This window comes from Geminicoccus harenae (genome assembly GCF_019800005.1).
GTDB classification, from domain to species: domain Bacteria; phylum Pseudomonadota; class Alphaproteobacteria; order Geminicoccales; family Geminicoccaceae; genus Geminicoccus; species Geminicoccus harenae.
In genome coordinates, this window is record NZ_JABGCL010000001.1 from 191260 (window position 1) to 210157 (window position 18898).

Below are 18898 nucleotides of genomic sequence, written 5' to 3' on the forward strand. Positions count from 1 at the left end.
CCCGTGAGGATAGCGTCAGCGCCGACGGCGTGCGCCACGGTCGCCGGGGCGAATCGGCCGGCCGGGGTTGCTCCCGGCCATGAGGGAAGCGGCCGGGTGTCGGCGGTGAGATCCAGGGCGGCGACCCGCCGCTGGGCCGGCCTGATCCGCTCCTGCCGGCGCTGCCTCGAGTGGCTGGGCGGCCTGCGTTCCGCGCGCATCGGCCTGGCTACCGGCGCCGTCATCGGCATCCTGTGCAGCGCCGGCGCCTTCGGCGTGCTCCAGCGCGATCGCGCCGACCTGATCGACCAGGCTTCCGATGCGCTCGTGGCCATCGCCCGGCCCGGCGCCGGCTTCGTGAGCCGCGGGCTCGACACGCTGGACCTCACCGTGTCGATCATCCTGGAGCAGTACCGGCGGGGTGAGCTCGGGCTGGGGGAGGTCTATCTGCGGCTGCGTCAGGAGGCAGAGCGGATCGACCAGCTCGAGGCCCTGCGCCGCTTGGCGATCGTCGATCCCGACGGCTTCATCCGCTACACCAGCGACGTGACCCGGGTCGGCTCCGACGTGAGCGGCAACGAGTATTTCCGGCAGCATCGCGACGGGGTCGCGACCGGGATGTTCGTCGACACGCCGACGGTCGCTCCCTTCGTGTCGGAACAGGAAGCCGTGCCGCTGAGCTGGGCGCTCCGTGACCGGGACGGCGGCTTTCACGGGATCGTGGTGGTCGGTGCGAGCTGGCGCCTGTTCGCCCAGGTCTTCGCCACCCTGATCAACGATCCTGCCCAGATCGTGGCCCTGACCGACCGGGTCGGCCGGCTCTACGCGCTCGATGCCAGTCACTGGCCGGACCAGCAGCAGGTGCCGTCGCCCCCAACCTTTCTCGTGACGGACCGCACGGCACCCCAGCCGCTCGCGGGGCGGACGGTCGGCGGCTATCTCGTCCGGCGCGCCAAGGTCGAAGGCTATGGCCTCTACGTGGTGGCCGGGGTGCCGCTCGAGACCGTGCTGCACTCCTGGTGGCCGCGCGTCCATCTGGGTGCTGCCCTCATCCTGGCCATCACCGCGATCACGTCCGTCCTGACCACACTGCTCCACCGCACCATGCAGCGCCTGCGCGCCACCGCCGCCGCGGCCAAGGCGGCGGCCACCGAGGCGCGCGTGGCGCAATGGCGTGCCGAGGCCGGCGAGCGCTCCAAGGCGCAGTTCCTGGCGGCGATGAGCCACGAGATCCGCACGCCGATGACGGCCGTGCTGGGCATGGCCGACCTGCTGGCGGCCGAGCGGCTCGAAACCCGCCAGCAGGGCTATGTGCGGGCGATCCGCCTCTCCGGCCAGCACCTGCTCAGCGTCATCAACGACATCCTGGACTTCTCGCGCTTCGATGCCGGCGGGGTCACGCTCGAATGCATCGATTTCTCCATGGCCGAGCTGCTGGAGGAGCTGCGCTCGATCATGTCCCCGCAGGCGGCCGAGCGCGGCCTGAGCCTCGTCTTCGCCCTGGACGAGCATTCCCCGCCGGTCGTGCGCGGTGACCCGACCCGGCTGCGCCAGATCCTGGTCAACCTGATCGGCAACGGGCTGAAGTTCACCACCAGCGGCCAGGTGAGCGTGCGGGTCTTCTGCCGCTCGCTGGAGAACGGCCGGGCCGATTTCCGGTTCGAGGTCGAGGATACCGGCATCGGCATCCCCGCGGACCGCCTGGGCGAGCTGTTCCAGCCCTTCTCGCAGGCGGATCGCTCGACGGCCCGGCGGTTCGGCGGCAGCGGCCTGGGCCTGGCGATCTGCCGGCAACTGGTCGAAGCCATGGGCGGCGAGATCGAGGTGGAGAGCGAGCCCGGCAAGGGCAGCACCTTCTCGTTCCGGCTGGGCTTCGAGATCGGCGACGTGGTGCTGGTCACGGAGAAGGCCGGCTTCGACCCCGCCACGATCCGGCCGCTCACCATCCTGGTGGCAGAAGACGTCGAGGTGAACCGCGACCTGCTGAACGCCACGCTCAGCCGCTACGGCCACCAATTGTTCTTCGCCGAGAACGGCGAGCAGGCCCTGGCAAGAGCGGGCACGGAGCGGTTCGACATCATCCTGATGGACGTGCAGATGCCGACCATGGACGGCATCGACGCCACCCGCCGGATCAGGGCGCTGCCGCCGCCGCACGGCACCGTGCCGATCCTGGCGCTGACCGCCAACGTCATGGACGCGGAGCGGCGCCGCTGCTTGGCGGCCGGCATGAACGGCGTGCTCACCAAGCCGGTCGCCTGGGACGAGCTGTTCCGGGCGCTCGCCGCCACGGCCAGCAGCGGCACGGCGCCAGCCGTTGCACCATCCGTGGCACCACCGGCCCTGGACCGGCCGATCGCGGCGACCGAGGAACTGCTGGACGAGGCGCGGATCACCGGTCTTCAGGGGCTGGCGGGGCCGGCCAGGTTCGCGCAGTTCCTGGAGAACGCGCTGACCTCGGCGGAGCAGGCGCAGCTCGAGATCGAGCGGCTGCAGGGCGACCTTCCCGAGGTCGCGGGACCGGCCCACCGCCTGGCCGGCACCGCGCCGAGCTTCGGCCTCCTGCGGGTCGGCGTGCTGGCGCGCAGCATCGAGCAGCAGGCGCTGGCGGGGCAGCCGGTCGACGAGCTGGTGCGCCAGCTCGCCGTCACCGTGGCCGCCACCCGCGCGGAAGTCGTGCGCCGGGAACTGCTGCCGGTGCCGGGAGCCGCCTGACCCGGGTGGAGCAGGCACCGGTCAGCCGGGCAGCGGGCTGCCGGCCGCACGGATGACGCCCGCCAGCACGGCAGCGGCGGCCTCCAGCTCGGGCGGCGCGAAGCCGGAAAAGCCCAGCACCAGGCCAGGGCGCGGCGCCGCGTCGATGAACAAGGGCGAGAGCGGCTGCACCTGCACCCCTGCAGCGGCGGCGGCAGTGGCGATGGCCTGGTCGTCCGCCGGCGGTGCGAGCGGCAGCACCAGATGCAGGCCCTGGCCGGGTGGCTCCAGCACCGGGCCGAGTTGCCGGCGCAGTGCTCCGACCAGCGCGTCCCGGGCCGCTTGGCAGCGGCGGCGGGTACGGCGCAGATGGGCGGCGAAATGGCCGCCGGTCAGCAGCTCGGCGAGCGCGCCTTCCGTTAGGGACGGCGGATGGCGGTCGGTCTGCGCCCGCAGCCGCAGCATCCGCTCCATCAGTTCCTGCGGCAGCACCGCATATCCCACCCGCAGCCCCGGGAAGAGCACCTTGGAGAAGGTGCCGAGATAGGTCACCCGCCCCGCACCATCCATGCCCTGCAGGGCGGTGAGCGGCGGGCCGGCATAGCGGAACTCGCTGTCGTAATCGTCCTCCAGCAGCCAGGCACCGCTCCGTGCTGCCCAGTCGAGCAGGGCCAGGCGGCGGCGCATGGACATGGTGACGCCCAGGGGGAACTGGTGGGAGGGCGTGACATAGACCGCGCGCACCCGCCCTGCCGGAACCGCGGCGGCCGTCAGGTCCAGCCCCTCCGCATCGACCGGCACGCCGATCGCCCGCCCGCCATTGTTGACGACCGCGGCGCGGGCAGGGGCGTAGCCCGGGTCTTCCAGCCAGACTGCGTCGCCGGGAAGGAGGATCGCGCGCATGATCAGGTCGAGGGCCTGCTGGGTGCCGCTGGTCACCAGGATCTGGCTCGCCTCGCAGCGCACCCCGCGCGCGGTCCGCAGATAGGCGGCGATGGCGGCACGCAGCTCCAGCCCGCCGCGTAGGTCGCCATAGCGGAAATGCTCTGGCCCGGGCTCGCGCAGCCGCCGTGCCAGGAGCTGGCGGAAGCTCGCCATGGTGCGGCGGTCCGGCTCGGTGAATCCGAGCGCGAACGGCCTGGCCGGCCCGGGCGGCGGTTCCGCTGCCGGCTCGGCAGGGTTCGCGGCCGGCAGCGAGGGGACGGCCGCAGCGACGAAGGTCCCAGCACCGACCCGTGCTTCCGCAAACCCTTCCGCGACCAGCAGCTCGAACGCGGTCACCGCGGCCAACCGGGACACGCCCAGCCTCCCGGAAAGGTCGCGGGTGGTCGGCAGCTTGGCCCCGGGCGGCACCAGACCGCTTTCGATCAGTCGGCGGATCGCCAGGTAGATCGCGCGCGGGCGTGGCCCCTCTGCCGGGAGCACCGGGATCAGGGACGACCAGTCCGGCGGATTGGTTCGCTTCATTCGTCGTGAATTGGATCTGTTTCGGACCAATGGGTGGCGACACACTGGCTTCAGGTGCAAGAAGGACGCAAGCGACGTGACCGACCATCCGGCCCCTGGGCAGAGCTATCCGATCACTTCGCGCAACCGCGTGCGGCGCGAGCACGCCCGAGGCAGCTACGACCACACCTCGATCCACGCGATCCTGGACGCGGGCCTGCTCTGCCATGTCGCCTACGTGCTGGACGGCCAGCCCTTCTGCACCCCGACGATCCACTGGCGCGAAGGCGACACGCTCTACTGGCACGGCTCCTCGGCCAGCCGGATGCTGCGCCATCTCGAGACCGGCACGCCCGCCTGCGTGACCGTGTCCCACCTGGACGGGCTGGTGCTGGCCCGCTCCGGGTTCAACCACTCGGCCAACTACCGCTCGGCCATGTGCTTCGGCACCGCGCGGATCGTGACGGATCCGGAGGAGAAGGGGCGGGCGCTGGTCGGCATCGTCGAGCGCTTCTTTCCCGGCCGGCAGGCGGCCCTGCGCCCGACCACGGCCCAGGAGGTGAAGGCCACCACGGTGATCGGCATGCCGATCGAGCAGGCCTCCGCCAAGGTCCGCGCCAAGAATGTCGGCGACGACGAGCTGGACGGCGACCATCCGGTCTGGGCGGGCGTGATCCCGGTACGGACCACGATCGGCGCCGCCGAGCCTTCGCCACGCCTGCTGGACGGCATCGCCCGCGGCCCGGACCTCACCGCCTATCGCGAAGGCCGCAGCCTCGGCGAGGTGCTGATCGAGAACCAGCGTCGCTACGAGGATGCCCAGCCGGGCTGAGCCGCCTCAGGTCCCGCAGAAGGTCTGGAGCACCCGCTCCTCCGGCCGGGGCGGCTCTGCCAGGCCGGCATGCTCCGGCTGGTCGGCGTACGGGTCGGCCAGCACGGCCAGGAGCGTGCGGAACGGCCCGAAATCATCGGCATCGACCCCGGCCCGGATCGCCGCCTCCACCTGATGGTTGCGCGGGATGTAGAGCGGGTTGACCTGCCGCATCGCCAGCCGACGCGCCTGCGGCTCGCCCCCGTCCCGCGCCAGGCGCTCCCGCCAGGAAGCAGCCCAGCCATCATAGGCCACGGGGTCCGAGAACAGCGCCCGCACCGTTGCATCCGCGCCGGCATCGGCCGCCGCATCGGCCAGCCGGCGGAAGGTCAGGGTGAAGTCGGCATTGTTCGCCGCCATCCGCCCCAGCAGTTCCTGGGCGAGCGCCACATCCTCGGGCTCCGCCTGGAGCAGGCCGAGCTTGCGCCGCAGCCCGGCATGGAAGGCCGCCTCGAACCGGGGGCCGAACGCGGTCAGCACCTCCTTGGCCAGTTCCACCGCCCGGTCCTCGTCGGGGTCGAGCAGCGGCAGCAGGCATTCCGCCAGCCGGGTCAGGTTCCACTGGGCGATGCCCGGCTGGTTGGCATAGGCGTAGCGCCCCTGCTGATCGATCGAGCTGAACACGGTCTGCGGGTGAAACGCGTCCATGAACGCGCAGGGCCCGTAGTCGATCGTTTCGCCGGCCACCGACATGTTGTCCGTGTTCATCACCCCGTGGATGAACCCGACCAGGAGCCAGGACGCGACCAGCTCCGCCTGCCGCCCGACCAGAAGGTCCAGGAACGCCAGGGCCGGCCGCTCGGCCGCCGCCGCCTCGGGATAAAGGCGCGCTACCACATAGTCGGTCAGCAGGCGCACCGCCTCCCGATCCTGCCGGGCCGCGAAATACTGGAAGGTGCCGACCCGGACATGGCTGCGCGCGACCCTGGTCAGCACCGCCCCCGGCAGCGCCGTCTCGCGATACACCTCGTCGCCGGTGATCACCGAGGCGAGGGTGCGTGTGGTGGGAATGCCCATCGCCGCCATCGCCTCGCTGACCAGATGCTCGCGCAGCACCGGGCCCAGCGCGGCGCGGCCGTCGCCGCCGCGCGAGAACAGGGTGCGGCCGGAGCCCTTGAGCTGCAGGTCGTAGCGCTGGCCGTCCCGGCCGATCACCTCGCCCAGCAGGATCGCCCTTCCGTCGCCCAGGCTCGGCACGAAGGAGCCGAACTGGTGGCCGGCATAGGCCATGGCGATGGGTTCGCTACCGGGCGCCACTTCACGGCCGGACAGCATCGCCACCCCCTCCGGGCTGGCCAGCCAGTCCGGGTCCAGGCCCAGGGCTTCGGCGAGCGGGCGGTTCAGCTCGATCAGCCGCGGGGCCGGCGCCTCGGCCGGCCGGGTGCGGGCGAAGAAGCGGTCGGGCAGCCGGGCATAGCTGTTGTCGAAGGGGATGGTGCTGGTCATTCACGACATCTGGGCGCGACACCACCCCCCGGACAAGGGCGTCAGGCCGGCTTCAGGACCGAAACCGCATCCTCGAAGGCGGCCAGCGTCTGATCCACGATCGCGTCGTCATGCTCGGTCGAGAGGAACCAGGCACCCCGCTCCAGTGCCCGCACGCCCCGCTCCAGCAGTGCGGTGGTCAGGCGGACATAGGCCTGGCGGTCGGACGTCAGCATGTCGCGATAGTGCCGGCCGGGCTCGGCCATGCCGAGCGCCACGTGGAAGATCTGCGGCAGCCCGGTCACCGTGGCGGTGATCCCGGCCCGCTTCAGCGCCTGGTCGATCCCGTCCATCAGGCGGCGGCCCCGGGCCTCCATCGCCTCGTAGGTGCCGGGCGTCCCGAGGCGGCGCAGCGTCGCGACCGTCGCGGCCATGGCGACCGCCTGGGCGTTGTAGGTGCCGCCATGGAGGATGCCGCCGCCGGCCAGCCGGTCCATCAGGTCGGCACGACCCGCCACCGCCGCCACGGAGAAGCCGTTGGCGATCGCCTTGGCGAAGGTCGCGAGGTCGGGTGTCACGCCCAGGCGCCCCTGCGCGCCGCCCGGCCCCACCCGAAAGCCGGTGACCACCTCGTCGAAGATCAGGACCGTGCCGGTCTCGGTGCAGGCGGCGCGCACGGCTTCCAGATAGCCGGGCTCGGGCAGGATCCCGCCGCTGTTGCACATGATCGGCTCCATGATCACGGCGGCGACGTCGCCCCGCTTCAGCCGCTCGACCACGAGCTCCGCCTGGTTCCAGGGCAGGACCTCGACATTCTCGCCGGCCGACGCGTCCTGGCCGAGGCTGCCGGCGAACCGGCTGGGCCTGGCTTCCGGCCCGAGCTGCTCGGAGGGTGTGGCCACGCTCCACAGCACGCTGTCCATCCAGCCATGGTAATGGCCCTCGAACTTCAGGACCTTGCTGCGGCCGGTCACGGCACGGCTGAGGCGCAGCGCCAGCTGGTCGGCCTCGGAGCCCGAGGAGGCGAAGCGGACCCGCTCGGCGCAGGGCACCATCTCGCAGACCAGCCGGGCCGCCTCGAACTCCAGCTCGCTCTGCCCGCCGAACAGGATCCCGCGCCCGGCCTGCTCCTGGACCGCGGCGATGACGTCCGCGGGCGTGTGGCCCAGGATCATCGGGCCGAGTGCCAGGTAGTAGTCGATCAGGCGGTTGCCATCGATGTCGAACAGGCAGGCGCCCTCGGCCCGCTCGAACACGAGCGGTGTCGGCGAGACGCCATGGCGGAAATGGCTGCTGACCCCGCCCGGGATGATCCGGCTGGCCTCGGCGATCCGTTGGCGGGAGCGGTCGAACGAACAGCGGGTCATGACTGAACAGGTCCTTGCATGATTTGGGTCAAAGGGCCGGCCGGCGGGCCGCGGCCCTGGCCAGGTCCAGCCGGTCGGCGTTCACGCAGTCGCGCGAATGGCCGTCCTGCAGATAGCCGGCCGCCGTCGCTGCCGATTTCTGCCGGAGGTCGATCAGGCTGGAGGGGCTGTAGAAGGCGGCATGCGGGGTGACGATCAGCCGGTGGCGCAGCGGCGAGCCCGGCGCCCGCCAGGCCTGCAGCAGCGGATGGTCGGCCGGCAGAGGCTCTGTTTCCAGCACGTCCAGCGCCGCCGCACCGAGCCGGCCTTCCGCCAGCGCCGCGTACAGGGCCAGGAGATCGACCACGCCCCCGCGCGCGGTATTCACCAGCACCGCGTCCGGCTTCATCGCGGCGAGCGCCGCCGTGCTGATCAGGTGGCGGGTCTCGGTAGTGAGCGGCGTGTGCAGCGACACGACGTTGGCCGAACCGAGCAGGTCTTCCAGCGAGCCGGCCCGCTCGATCCCGAGCGCCAGCTCGCTGCCGGTCGGGCGATAGGGGTCGAAGAAGCGGACCCGCATCCCGAGCGCCTTGGCCCGCAGTGCCGTGGCGGTGCCGATCCGCCCGAGCCCGACCACGCCAAAGGTCTGGGTCGAGAGCCGGCGCACGGTCGGCACCTTGCTGAAGTCCCAGCCGGCCACCGGATCCGCCTGGAGGAGGTCATTATAGGCCACCACGCCACGCAGCACTGCCAGGGTCAGCGCGATGGCATGGTCGGCGACGTCGGTGGTGCCGTAGTCCGGCGTGTTGCAGACCGCGATGCCGCGCCGCCCGGCAGCGTCCAGGTCGATATTGTCGAAGCCCACCCCGGCGCGGACCACCACCCGGCAGGCGGGCATCCGGTCGAGCACGGTCTCGTCCACCGTGATCTCGTGATAGCAGACCAGCCCCTCCGCGGCCCGCCAGACCTCCGCCGGGATCGCGTTCAGGTCCGCGGAGCGCGAGGCATGGATGGCGAAGCGGTTGCCGTAGACGGCGGCCTCCAGGTCGGCGGGGCCGTCGAACTGGACGTCGGGATGCAGGATCAGGCGGGGCATGGTCGGTTCCGGTATCAGGCTCAGCGCATCAGACCCGCCATGCGGGGCAGCCAGAGCGAAAGGAACGGCACGTAGGTGATGATCGCCAGGGCAACCAGCTTGACCACGTAGAGCGGCAGGAGTGCGCGGCTGATCGCGGCCATGGACCGGTTGGTGATCGAGGAGATCACGAACAGGTTGGTGCCGACCGGCGGGGTGTTCAGCCCGATCATCAGGTTCACGATCACCACGATCGAGAAATGGATCGGGTCGATGCCGAACTGCACGGCCGCCGGCTGCAGGATCGGCACGAAGATCAGGATCGCCGGCACCGTATCCAGGAACGCGCCCACCATGAGCAGGAACACGTTGACGATCATCAGGAAGACGATGGGATTGTCGGTGAGCGACAGGAACAGGGCGCTGGCCGCGCGCGGGATGTCCTCGATCGCCAGGAACCAGGCGAACAGGCTGGCAGTACCCACCACGATCATCACGGTGGCGGTGGTCAGCGCACTTTCCTGGAAGACGTGGAACAACTGCTTCGGCCCGACCGAGCGGTAGAGCACGCAGGTCAGGAACAGGGCATAGACGCACAGCACGGCCGCCGCCTCGGTGGCGGTGAACACGCCGCCGCGCACGCCGCCCACGATGATGACCGGGGCGATGAGCACCGGCACGGCGTCCAGGCAGGAGCGGGCGAAGCTGCGCTTGGGGCGGTCGGCCGCTTCCACGAGCGGGTGGTTGCGGCAGGCATAGGCCACATAGGCTGCCAGCAGCAGAGCGATCAGCAGGCCCGGCAGGATGCCGGCGAAGAACATGGCGCCGATCGAGAGCCTGGTCGGGATGGCGTAGATCACCATGATCAGGCTGGGTGGGATGATCGGCGCGATGATCGCCCCGGACACGGTGAGTGCCGCGGCGAAGTCCACGGAATAGCGCCGCGCCTTCATCATCGGCACCATCACCGAGCCGAGGGCCGCGGTGTCGGCGGTGGCCGAGCCCGAGACGCCGGCCATCATCAGGTTGGCGATGATGTTGACGTAGGCCAGGCCGCCGCGGATGCGGCCGACGATCACGTCGGCGAAGTCGACCAGGCGCTGGATGATGCCGCCGGCGACCAGGAGGTTGCCGGCCAGGATGAACAGGGGCAGGGCCAGGAGGCCGTAGCTGTTCATGCCCGCGAACAGACGCTGGGCGGCGATCTGGGCGTTGCCCAGGTCGGTGATCAGCAATCCCGCCAGGGCGCACAGGCCCACGGCGAATGCGATCGGCGTCTCGATCGCCAGCAGCACCACCAGGAGCAGGATGACGATGGCGGTGTTCATCGAACCTGCTCCCCCGCGAGCGCGCTTGTCTGGTCGGACAGGAGCCGGCGGATCCGGTCCAGCACCGCCAGCACGGACAGGAGGCAGGAGATCGGCACGATCAGGTACGGGATCGCCATCGGCAGGCGCAATGCGGTGGAGGGCTGGTGCCAGGCGCTCATCGCCAGCTTCCAGCCGCCGAAGCCGACATAGACGAGGAACACCCCGACCAGCAGCAGGCCCGCGGCCTTCACCATGTGCGCCGTACGGGAGCGCTCGGGCATCCAGCTCATGCCGATATGCTGGTTCCTGCCGAACGCCCGGTACATGCCGAGGAACGAGATCAGGATGAGCAGGAACTGGGCCAGTTCCTCAGGCCAGGGCAGGGCAGCATGCAGGAAATACCGGAACATGACCTGCAGGGCCAAAACGCTCGTGATCACCGCGAGCGACAGGACGAGCAAAAGGTCGACGAGGCCGTTCAGCCAGGCAGCCAGCGATCTCAAGTGAGTCTCCATCTGCCCCTGCCGGCCGGCAGGGGCATGGTCCGCTGTTCAGGACGTCACTGGCTGACGGATTCGGTCAGCTTCTGCCGGATCGCGGCGACCTCGCCGAAGACCGCATCGACATATTCCGGGTCCAGCTCCTGCTTAAGATAGGCCTGGATCGGCTCGCGCGTCGCCGTGCGGAAGGTCTCGAGCTCCTCCTGGGTCGGGGCATAGACCTCCATGCCCTGCTCGCGCAGCTGGTCGACCGCGCTCACCCGGGCCTGGTAGTTGCGCTCGCCATACTCGGTGGCGGCCGCCATCTGTGCCCCGGTCACGACGATCACCCGCAGGTCGGGCGGCAGGCTCTGGAAGAACTGCTCGCCGATCATGAGGGTGTTGAAGCCGAGCTGGTGGTTGTCGAGCGTCAGGTATTTCTGGACCTGGAAGAAGGAGTAGTCGAGCACCACGCCGACCGGGTTCTCCTGGCCGTCGACCACGCCCGACTGCATGGCGCCGTAGAGCTCCTCCCACGGGACCGGGGTGGGCGAGCCGCCCATGGCCTGCACCATGGCCAGCGACATCGGGCTCGGCGGCACGCGCATGCGCACGCCTTCCATATCGGCCGCGGAACGGATTGGCTTCACGTTGTTGGTGAAGCAGCGAAAGCCGTAGGAGGAGGCCGCCAGCAGGCGCAGGCCGGACTCCTTGGCCATCTTCTCGCGGACTTCCATGAAGAAGTCGGAATTGAGGAACGCCCGGCCTTCCTCGTCATTGGCGAACAGATAGGGCGTCGCCAGGACCATCATCGGCTTGTAGAAGCTGTCGATCGTCTGCTCGTCGCCCTGGGCCATCTCGATGGCGCCGAGCTTGGCCTGCTCCATCCCGTCCTTGATCGAGCCGAGCTGCCCCGCTGGCGAGACGGTTACCTCGATCCGGCCGCCGCTCGCACTCTCGACATAGGACTCGAAGACCTGCCAGCCCTTGTGCAGCGGGCTCTCGGTCGATTCGCTGTGGCTGCCGCGGATGGTGAACTCGGCCGCGAGCGCTCCCGAGCTGCCCAGGGCCAGGAGCGCCCCTGCAAATGCGGCGATCAAGCCTTTCACTGCCATGTCGAATACCTCCCTCGCTGATTGAAAATGCCGGTCCGGACCCCCCATCCGTTCCCGGCGTCAGAGAACGCCGTATTTCGCGTAGACCTCGCCCAGGAGGCTGCCCTGCTCCAGCTCCCGGCGGGTGTTGTTCTCGCTCTCGACCTTGCGCAGGGCCGCGGCGATGACGTCATCCGCGATCTCGCTCGGGATCACGACCACCCCGTCCACGTCGCCGAACACCAGGTCGCCCGGTGCGACCCGCACCCCGCCGCACATGATCGGCACGTCCATCGCCATCATCTTGCCGCGCCCCTTGGAATCGAGCGGGCCGATGCCGCCGTGGAACACCGGGAAGCCCAGGGCGCGGATCTGGCGGACGTCGCGCACTAGGCCGTCGGTCACGCAGCCCGTGGCGCCGCGCATCCGCGAGGCGGTGGTCAGCAGCTCACCCCAGGGTGCGATCCGGTTGGTCGGGCCGTCGCAGCCGAACACCACCACGTCGTCGGTCTTCAGGTCGTCGATCAGCGCGATCTCGATCTCGTAGGGGTTCTCCCCTGGCGCCACCGAGTAGGTGTTCATGAAGAGCCCGGTCCGCGCCCGGCCGAACATGACCTTGGTCTCGTCCAGGGGCCGCACGAAGGGCCGCATCGCCTGATCCATGCGGCCGAACTCGTCCAGCACGTCGGACAGTACCGCCGTGTAGAGACGCTGCTTCAACGCCGCGAAGTCCAGCTCCATGCCCTGCCTGCCTGATTGCGTGTTAAACGATTAACAACAACGCTAAGAGCGTTCCGTCGGCGCGTCAACGGCCCGTCTCGGAGCACGCAGGAAGCAAGGTCATCGATGCCCCAACGCCCCACCATCCATGCCGTCGCCGCCCGCGCCGGCGTGTCCACCGCCACCGTCTCCAAGGTCGTCAACGGCATCACTGCCGGCGTGGCGGAGAGCACCAGGGCGCGCGTCGAGGCGGCCGTGCGCGATCTCGGCTACCGGCCGAACCGCCTGGGCCGCAGCCTGCGCACCGCCCGCAACTTCACGATCGGCCTGGCGATCCTGGACCCCTCGCCACGCTTTCTGGCCGACCCGTTCACCGCCAACTTGGTGGCGGGCCTCGCCAACTACCTGAACTCGCGCGGCTTCGGCCTGCTCCTGCACGGGATCCGGCCGGGCGCCCTCGACGCCTCCTTCCTGATCCAGCATTCCGAGGTGGACGGGCTGTGCCTGGATCTGTCCGGCACACGCCGCCAGCGGCTGGCGGCGATGCGCAGGGTGGCGGAACTGGGCAAGCCGTTCGTGGTGTTCCAGGAACGGCCCGCGGCCTTGCTGGAGGACGCCTGCTTCATCCGCCAGGACGACCGGGGCGGGGCGGCCGCACTGGCGACCGGGCTCCTGCGGCGCCGGCCGAAGCGGGTCTGGGTGATCGTCTCGGAGGTGCCGTGGCCGGCGGTCGAGGAGCGGGTGGCCGGGTTTCGCCAAGCGCTGGAGCCGGAAGGGGCCGCGCTGGAGCTGGTCCCGTGCGACGAGACCAGCGGCGAGGCGATCGCACGGGCGATCGCGGCGCACCTGGAAGCCAATCCCCCGCCCGATCTCCTGCTCGGCCAGAACGACCAGATCGCTGCCATCGCGCTCCAGGTGCTCCGGCGCTGCGGGCTGCACGTGCCCGAGGATGTCGGGGTCGCCGGCTTCAATGCCTTCCCCTTCACCGGCTGGGGCGACCTGCCGCTCTGCTCGGTCCGGTCCCGGGCCTACGAGCTGGGCGAGGCCGGTGCGGCGAGCCTGCTCGAGCGGCTGGAGCAGGGCAGCTTCGCCCGGCGCGAGCAGGTGCTGCCCCTGGAACTGGTGCCCGGCAGCTCGGCCTGAAGGCCGGTGCCAGGCAGGAAGCTCAGCCCATCGCCTTGCGCAGCAGCGCGATTTCGGCGAGCAGGTCGTCGACCGCCGCCAGCGCGAAGTCGACCTTGACCGTGTCGACCAGCAAGCCGTCCTGCACCTGCTCGACCGTGGCCGAGACCACGACCTGCGGGCGCGCGATCACCCGGGCCAGCGTCGCGGACAGGGTCTCGCGGAGCTGGTACTGGGCGCGCACGCCACCGGTGAACGCCGGCGATGCGGTCATGGCGAGGGCCGGCTTGCCCTTCAGCGGCGAGCGCATCGCCGGCCGGGACGCCCAGTCCAGCGCGTTCTTGAGCACGCCCGACATGCCGTAATTGTACTCCGGCGACGACACGATCACGCCGTCGGCCCGGGCGATCGCCTGCTTGAGCGCCAGCACCGGTGCAGGCGCGTTCTCCCCGTCCAGATCGCCATTGTAGGGCGGGATCTCGTCCAGCGGGAAGATGACGAGCTCGGCTCGGCCGGCCAGCCGGGCCTGGAGCGCGCGCAGCAATGCAGTGTTGATCGAGATGCGGCGCAGGCTGCCGGACAGGCCCAGCAGCCGTGGCGGCAGGGCGGTAGGGGCGGTCATGATGGTCCTTCGACGAGAGGGGCTCGCAGCGCAGCTAGGGCGGCGCGGGATCACCGGCAACACCGCCTGCCGCAAAGCCGACCTGCAGGCACCTCATCCACCGCCTGCCAGGGAGGGTGCTTGGAGGAAGCGGAAGTCGCAGCCCTCGTCGGCCTGGAGGATCTGCTCCTGATAGAGCCGGTCATAGCCGCGCGCCACCGGCCTGGAAGCGGCCGGTGCCGACTGGCGGCGCCGTTCCAGCTCCTCCTCGGGCACCAGCAGCTCCAGGCGGCGCTCGGCCACCGACAGCCTGATCCGGTCGCCGTCGCGCACGAGGCCCAGCGGCCCGCCCGATGCGGCATCCGGCGTGACATGCAGCACGATCGTGCCGAACGCGGTGCCGCTCATCCGCGCATCCGAGATCCGGACCATGTCCTTCACCCCCGCGCGCGCCAGCCTGGTCGGGATCGGCAGGTAGCCCGCCTCCGGCATGGCCGCCTCGCTGGTGGGGCCGGCATGCTGCAGCACCAAAAAGTCGTCCGGCTGGACGTCGAGCGCCGGATCGTCGATCCGCTGGGCGAGGTCGGCCAGCGAGGTGAACACCACCGCGCGGCCGGTGCGCTCGAACAGCGTGGGATCGGCCGCCGAGCGCTTCAGGATGGCACCGCGCGGGGCGAGGTTGCCGAACAGGGTGACCAGACCACCCTGCGGGGTCACCGGCTCGGTGCGGGCGCGGATCACGCTCCGGTCGACCCATGAAGGTGCTTGCTCGATCCGCTCGCCGATCGTCTCGCCGGTGACGGTGGGACAGTCCAGGTGCAGGAGGTCGCGCAGTTCCGCCAGCAGCGCCGGCACGCCGCCGGCCGCATCCAGATCCTCCATGTAGTGCTGGCCGCTGGGCTTCAGGTCGATCAGCACGGGCGTGGTGTCGCTGAGCTGGTTCAGCCGGTCGAGGTCGATGCGGATGCCGACCCGCCCGGCGATCGCGGTCAGGTGGATGATGCCGTTGGTGGAGCCGCCGATCGCGAGCAGGACGCGCAGCGCGTTCTCGACCGAGCGCTCGGTGACGATCTTCGCCGGGGTGAGGTCGGAGCCGATCAGGCCGGCGGCGATCCTGCCGGTCTCCTCGCCGATCCGCAGGCGCTCGGCATCCACCGCCGGCACGGCCGCCGAGCCCGCCGGCATCATGCCCAGCACCTCGGCGATGATCGCCATGGTGCTGGCCGTGCCCATCACCGCGCAGGTCCCGGCCGTGGTGGCGAGCCGGCCTTCCACCTGCCGGATGTCGTCGTCGCCGACTTCGCCCGCCCGGTAGCGCCCCCAGAACCGCCGGCAGTCGGTACACGCGCCCAGGCGCTCGCCGCGATAGCGGCTGGTCGACATCGGGCCTGCCACGAGCTGGACCGCCGGCAGCCCTGCCGAGACCGCACCCATGAGTTGGGCCGGCACGGTCTTGTCGCAGCCGCCCACCAGCACCACCGCGTCCATCGGCTGGGCGCGGATCATCTCCTCGGTGTCCATCGACATCAGGTTGCGGAATTTCAGGCTGGTCGGGCTGAGGAATACCTCGCCGAGCGAGACGGTCGGGAAGACCAGCGGCAGGGCACCTGCCGCCAGCACCCCGCGCTTGACCGCCTCGATCAGCTCCGGGAAGTGCCGGTGGCAGTTGTTGAAGCCGCTGCGCGTATCCGCGATGCCGACGATCGGCCGGTCCAGCATCTCCCGGCTGTAGCCCATGGAGCTGGCGAACGAGCGGCGCAGGTAGCGGCTGAACGCGCGGTCCCCATAGTTGGTCAGCCCCCGGCCGAGACCCTCGCTCTTGTCCTTCATCCAGACCGCTCCAGCTGCCGATCGCGTCGGCCGGCGCCCCGACCCGCATTTCCTCGCGGCAGAGCATGCCCGATCGGGGCGGCGCCGCACAGGCGGCTGCCAGCGGCCGGCAAATCCCCTAGGCTGCGGGGCAGTGCGTGCGGCACGCCGCAGCGGCGACGGCGAAGGGAATCCCATGGAGGCGGTGCAGGTGGCCGAGAACCGGCATGAGAAATACGAGCGGCTGATCGAGGCCACCCAGGCGATTCCCTCGATTGTCTGCGCGGTGGCGCACCCCTGCGACGCCAGCTCGCTCACAGGTGCGGTGGAAGCCGCGGAAGCCGGGATCATCGTGCCGATCCTGGTGGGGCCGCAGGCGAAGATCCGCGCGGTGGCCGAGCAGGCCGGGCTCGACATCACCGCCTTCGAGCTGGTCAACACCCCGCACAGCCATGCCGCAGCGGCCAGGGCGGTGGAACTGGTGCGCGAGGGGCGGACGCAGCTCCTGATGAAGGGCAGCCTCCATACCGACGAGCTGATGGCCGAGGTGGTGCGCAAGGAGGGCGGGCTGCGCACCGAGCGGCGGGTCAGCCACGTCTTCATCATGGACGTGCCGAGCTACCCGGAGCCCTTGTTCATCACCGATGCGGCGATCAACATCTTCCCGGACCTGGAAACCAAGGCCGACATCGTCCGCAACGTGATCGACCTGCACCAGGGCCTGGGCCTGGGGGCGCCCAGGGTCGCGATCGTCTCGGCGGTGGAGACGATCAACCCGAAGATCCCGAGCACGATCGAGGCGGCGGCCTTGTGCAAGATGGCCGAGCGCGGCCAGATCGTAGGCGGGCTCCTGGACGGGCCGCTGGCGCTGGACAACGCGATCAGCCCGGAGGCGGCGACGATCAAGGGGATCGGCGGCCAGGTCGCGGGCCGCGCCCAGGTGCTGGTGGTCCCGGACCTGGAGGCCGGCAACATGCTGGCCAAGAACCTGTCCTTTCTGGCGGGTGCCGATGCCGCGGGCGTGGTGGTGGGGGCGCGCGTGCCGATCATCCTGACCAGCCGCGCCGACAATGTCCGCACCCGCATGGCGTCCTGCGCGGTAGCGGCCCTGTTCGCCCATCATCTGGCACAGACGCGGCCGGTCGCGCGTTGAGGCCGGCCGGTCAGCCGGCTGCCTGTATTCCATGGTGGATGGTGAACATGCCATCAGGATCGTAGCGGCGCTTGATCTCGGTCAGCCTGGCATGGTTGGCGCCCCAGAAAGCCTGCTGCCAGTCCGGCTCGAAGAAGTCGCTCTCCGCCAGATAGCTGCCTCCGGTCGGGATCCGCTCCTTCAGGGCGGCCATGGCTGCGCGCACCCGTGCCGCATCCTGCCGTGCCCGCGCCACGTCCGGCTCGTGGCCGGGGATTCCCGGATAGGCGGGCGGACCCTCGGCACCGCAGATCACCAGCGCGAAGGCATGGCGCACGGCGGGGTTCATCGCCGTTGCGGCGGCGCTTTCGACGCTCGCGGGACTGCCGGCCAGCCCCTTGTTCGTGTGCAGCGACAGGCTCCATTGCCGGCTCGCGGCGAACAGGGCATCTGCCAGAGCGTCACGCCGCTCCACGGCGAGCAGGTCCGCGCCGAGCCAGGCGGACTGGTAGGCATGCAGGATCTGTCCGGCCTCTTCCCGGTTGCCCGCCCAGAAGATGCGCTCCGGTGGCGCTCCCGGCCGGTCGTCACCGAGCACCACGCCGGGCAGGGTGCGCAGAAAGGCGGGATCCCAGTAGCTGCGCGCCGGTACCGCCAGGATGGTCGGCTCCGCCGGGAACCTGAAGGCTTCCGGCTCGGCGCGCAGTCTTGCCCAGAACGGTGCCCAGACCCGTTCCGCCGCCGCCTGGCTCAGGCCCTGGAGCGACATGGACAGAGCCAGGACGTTGCCGGGGCGCAGGACGATCTGCTCGCCCCAATGCGGATCGAGCAGGTTCTCGGCATAGAAGGTCAGCATCTCGGCGATCAGCCGCCGAAACGCGGTCGGCGAGCTGGCGCGGACCTCGGCGAACACCGCGCCCAGCGTGGGCGGCAGGTCGTGGGTTGCCAGCGTCAGCCGGGTGACCACGCCGAACGTACCGCCGCCACCGCCCTTGAGCGCGAACAGGAGGTCGGGCTCCTGGGTGGCGTTGACGGTCCGCACCCTGCTGTCGGCCGTCACGATCTCGGCCGCCAGCAGGCTGGCGGCAGCCGTGCCGAACGCCTTGGAGAAGCTGCCGAAGCCGCCGCTCTGCACGAGGCCGGCGACACCGACGGTCAGGTAGCCGCCGCCTTGCACATAGCGCCCACCCCGGACACAGACCTCCCGGTACACCTCGCCCCACAGGGCCCCCGCCTCGACCGTTACCGCCGGTACCGGCGCGGCCTCGCTGCCGGTCGGCACGAAGGCGTCGTGCAGCGTGATGGCGCGCATCTGCCGGGTCCAGACCAGCAGGGAGCCGGCTGCGTTGGAGCCGCCCTGGTAGCTGTGGCCGCCGCCCTTGACGACGAGCCGCAGCCGGTGCCGGCGCGCGAAGCGGATCGCGGCCGCGACATCCCCGGCCGAGCGCGCGGCCAGGACGGCGCCGGCCGGCTCCATCGTCCAGGCGTCCACCCAGCCGAACGTCTGGGTCAGGCCGGGATGGTCACCCAGGAAGTAGGGGTTCCTGACCGCGGCGAAGAAGTCGGCACAGGCATCAGGATCCTGCCGGCAGTCGCCGATGGGCCATGAGACCGGCTGGAGCCGATCCCCCACCTTGCCGGGCGAGCTCGGCCCAGTCGGGCTGCAGGGCGGCCGCCTGGCCCGGCTGCGCGATCACCGGCGCCCCGGCGGCAGAGGGCGTTCCGGCTGCCGGCAGCAGCGCGGCGGGGGCCAGAAGCAGATCGCGTCGGTGCATGGCTCACGCTCCACGAGCGG

Annotated in this window: 15 protein-coding genes; 4 read left to right on the plus strand and 11 right to left on the minus strand. The window is 70.6% G+C overall.

From position 1 onward, the window contains the following. Nucleotides 1–96: 96 nt before the first annotated feature. Nucleotides 97–2694: a hybrid sensor histidine kinase/response regulator gene (locus HLA95_RS29020; protein WP_222182054.1), complete on the plus strand. Its 2598-nt coding sequence runs from the start codon at nt 97–99 to the stop codon at nt 2692–2694. A 21-nt stretch (nt 2695–2715) separates the two neighbouring features. On the opposite strand, the gene pdxR is transcribed toward HLA95_RS29020, so the two are convergent. Next, nucleotides 2716–4140: a MocR-like pyridoxine biosynthesis transcription factor PdxR gene (gene pdxR / locus HLA95_RS00850; protein ID WP_222182055.1), complete on the minus strand. Its 1425-nt coding sequence runs from the start codon at nt 4138–4140 to the stop codon at nt 2716–2718. 76 nt (nt 4141–4216) lie between these two features. On the opposite strand from pdxR, the gene HLA95_RS00855 reads away from it, so the two are divergent. After that, nucleotides 4217–4951 (plus strand): pyridoxamine 5'-phosphate oxidase family protein, encoded by a 735-nt coding sequence (locus tag HLA95_RS00855; RefSeq protein ID WP_222182056.1) that lies wholly within the window; start codon nt 4217–4219, stop codon nt 4949–4951. Between the two features lie 6 nt (nt 4952–4957). Here HLA95_RS00855 and HLA95_RS00860 read toward each other — a convergent pair whose 3' ends face one another. From HLA95_RS00860 to HLA95_RS00890, 7 genes are read right to left on the minus strand one after another with little or no spacing between them, the layout of a single operon-like run. After that, a complete protein-coding gene (locus tag HLA95_RS00860; protein ID WP_191058096.1) occupies nt 4958–6436 on the minus strand; it encodes a protein adenylyltransferase SelO in 1479 nt (492 codons plus the stop codon). 41 nt (nt 6437–6477) lie between these two features. Then, complete coding sequence (locus tag HLA95_RS00865) at nt 6478–7782, minus strand: aspartate aminotransferase family protein (RefSeq protein ID WP_191058097.1); 1305 nt, start codon at nt 7780–7782, stop codon at nt 6478–6480. A 28-nt stretch (nt 7783–7810) separates the two neighbouring features. Continuing rightward, entirely contained in the window at nt 7811–8857 is a 1047-nt protein-coding gene (locus tag HLA95_RS00870) for a C-terminal binding protein (RefSeq protein ID WP_191058098.1), read from the minus strand. A 20-nt stretch (nt 8858–8877) separates the two neighbouring features. Beyond that, the gene (locus HLA95_RS00875) at nt 8878–10164 is read right to left on the minus strand and encodes a TRAP transporter large permease (protein ID WP_191058099.1); all 1287 of its coding nucleotides are present in this window, start codon (nt 10162–10164) and stop codon (nt 8878–8880) included. Continuing rightward, a complete protein-coding gene (locus tag HLA95_RS00880) occupies nt 10161–10649 on the minus strand; it encodes a TRAP transporter small permease (protein WP_222182058.1) in 489 nt (162 codons plus the stop codon). The genes HLA95_RS00875 and HLA95_RS00880 overlap by 4 nt, the downstream gene beginning before the upstream one ends. 56 nt (nt 10650–10705) lie before the next feature. Then, a complete protein-coding gene (locus HLA95_RS00885; RefSeq protein ID WP_191058101.1) occupies nt 10706–11740 on the minus strand; it encodes a TRAP transporter substrate-binding protein in 1035 nt (344 codons plus the stop codon). A gap of 60 nt (nt 11741–11800) precedes the next feature. Continuing rightward, a complete protein-coding gene (locus tag HLA95_RS00890; protein ID WP_191058102.1) occupies nt 11801–12460 on the minus strand; it encodes an RraA family protein in 660 nt (219 codons plus the stop codon). 105 nt (nt 12461–12565) lie between these two features. Here HLA95_RS00890 and HLA95_RS00895 point away from each other — a divergent pair, with 105 nt between their 5' ends. Beyond that, a complete protein-coding gene (locus tag HLA95_RS00895) occupies nt 12566–13582 on the plus strand; it encodes a LacI family DNA-binding transcriptional regulator (protein WP_191058103.1) in 1017 nt (338 codons plus the stop codon). A 22-nt stretch (nt 13583–13604) separates the two neighbouring features. Here the strand turns inward: HLA95_RS00895 and HLA95_RS00900 are convergent, their stop codons facing one another. After that, nucleotides 13605–14183 carry an NADPH-dependent FMN reductase gene (locus tag HLA95_RS00900; RefSeq protein ID WP_191058104.1) on the minus strand — a complete coding sequence of 193 codons (579 nt, stop codon included), beginning with the start codon at nt 14181–14183 and terminating at the stop codon, nt 13605–13607. A 93-nt stretch (nt 14184–14276) separates the two neighbouring features. Further along, nucleotides 14277–15992 carry a dihydroxy-acid dehydratase gene (locus HLA95_RS00905; protein ID WP_191058105.1) on the minus strand — a complete coding sequence of 572 codons (1716 nt, stop codon included), beginning with the start codon at nt 15990–15992 and terminating at the stop codon, nt 14277–14279. Nucleotides 15993–16167: 175 nt separating this feature from the next. Between HLA95_RS00905 and HLA95_RS00910 the strand changes: the two genes are divergently transcribed. After that, nucleotides 16168–17124 (plus strand): phosphate acetyltransferase, encoded by a 957-nt coding sequence (locus HLA95_RS00910; protein WP_222182144.1) that lies wholly within the window; start codon nt 16168–16170, stop codon nt 17122–17124. 10 nt (nt 17125–17134) lie between these two features. Here HLA95_RS00910 and HLA95_RS00915 read toward each other — a convergent pair whose 3' ends face one another. Next, nucleotides 17135–18736, minus strand: a complete 1602-nt coding sequence (locus HLA95_RS00915; RefSeq protein ID WP_222182060.1) for an FAD-dependent oxidoreductase — start codon at nt 18734–18736, stop codon at nt 17135–17137. Nucleotides 18737–18898: the final 162 nt, after the last annotated feature.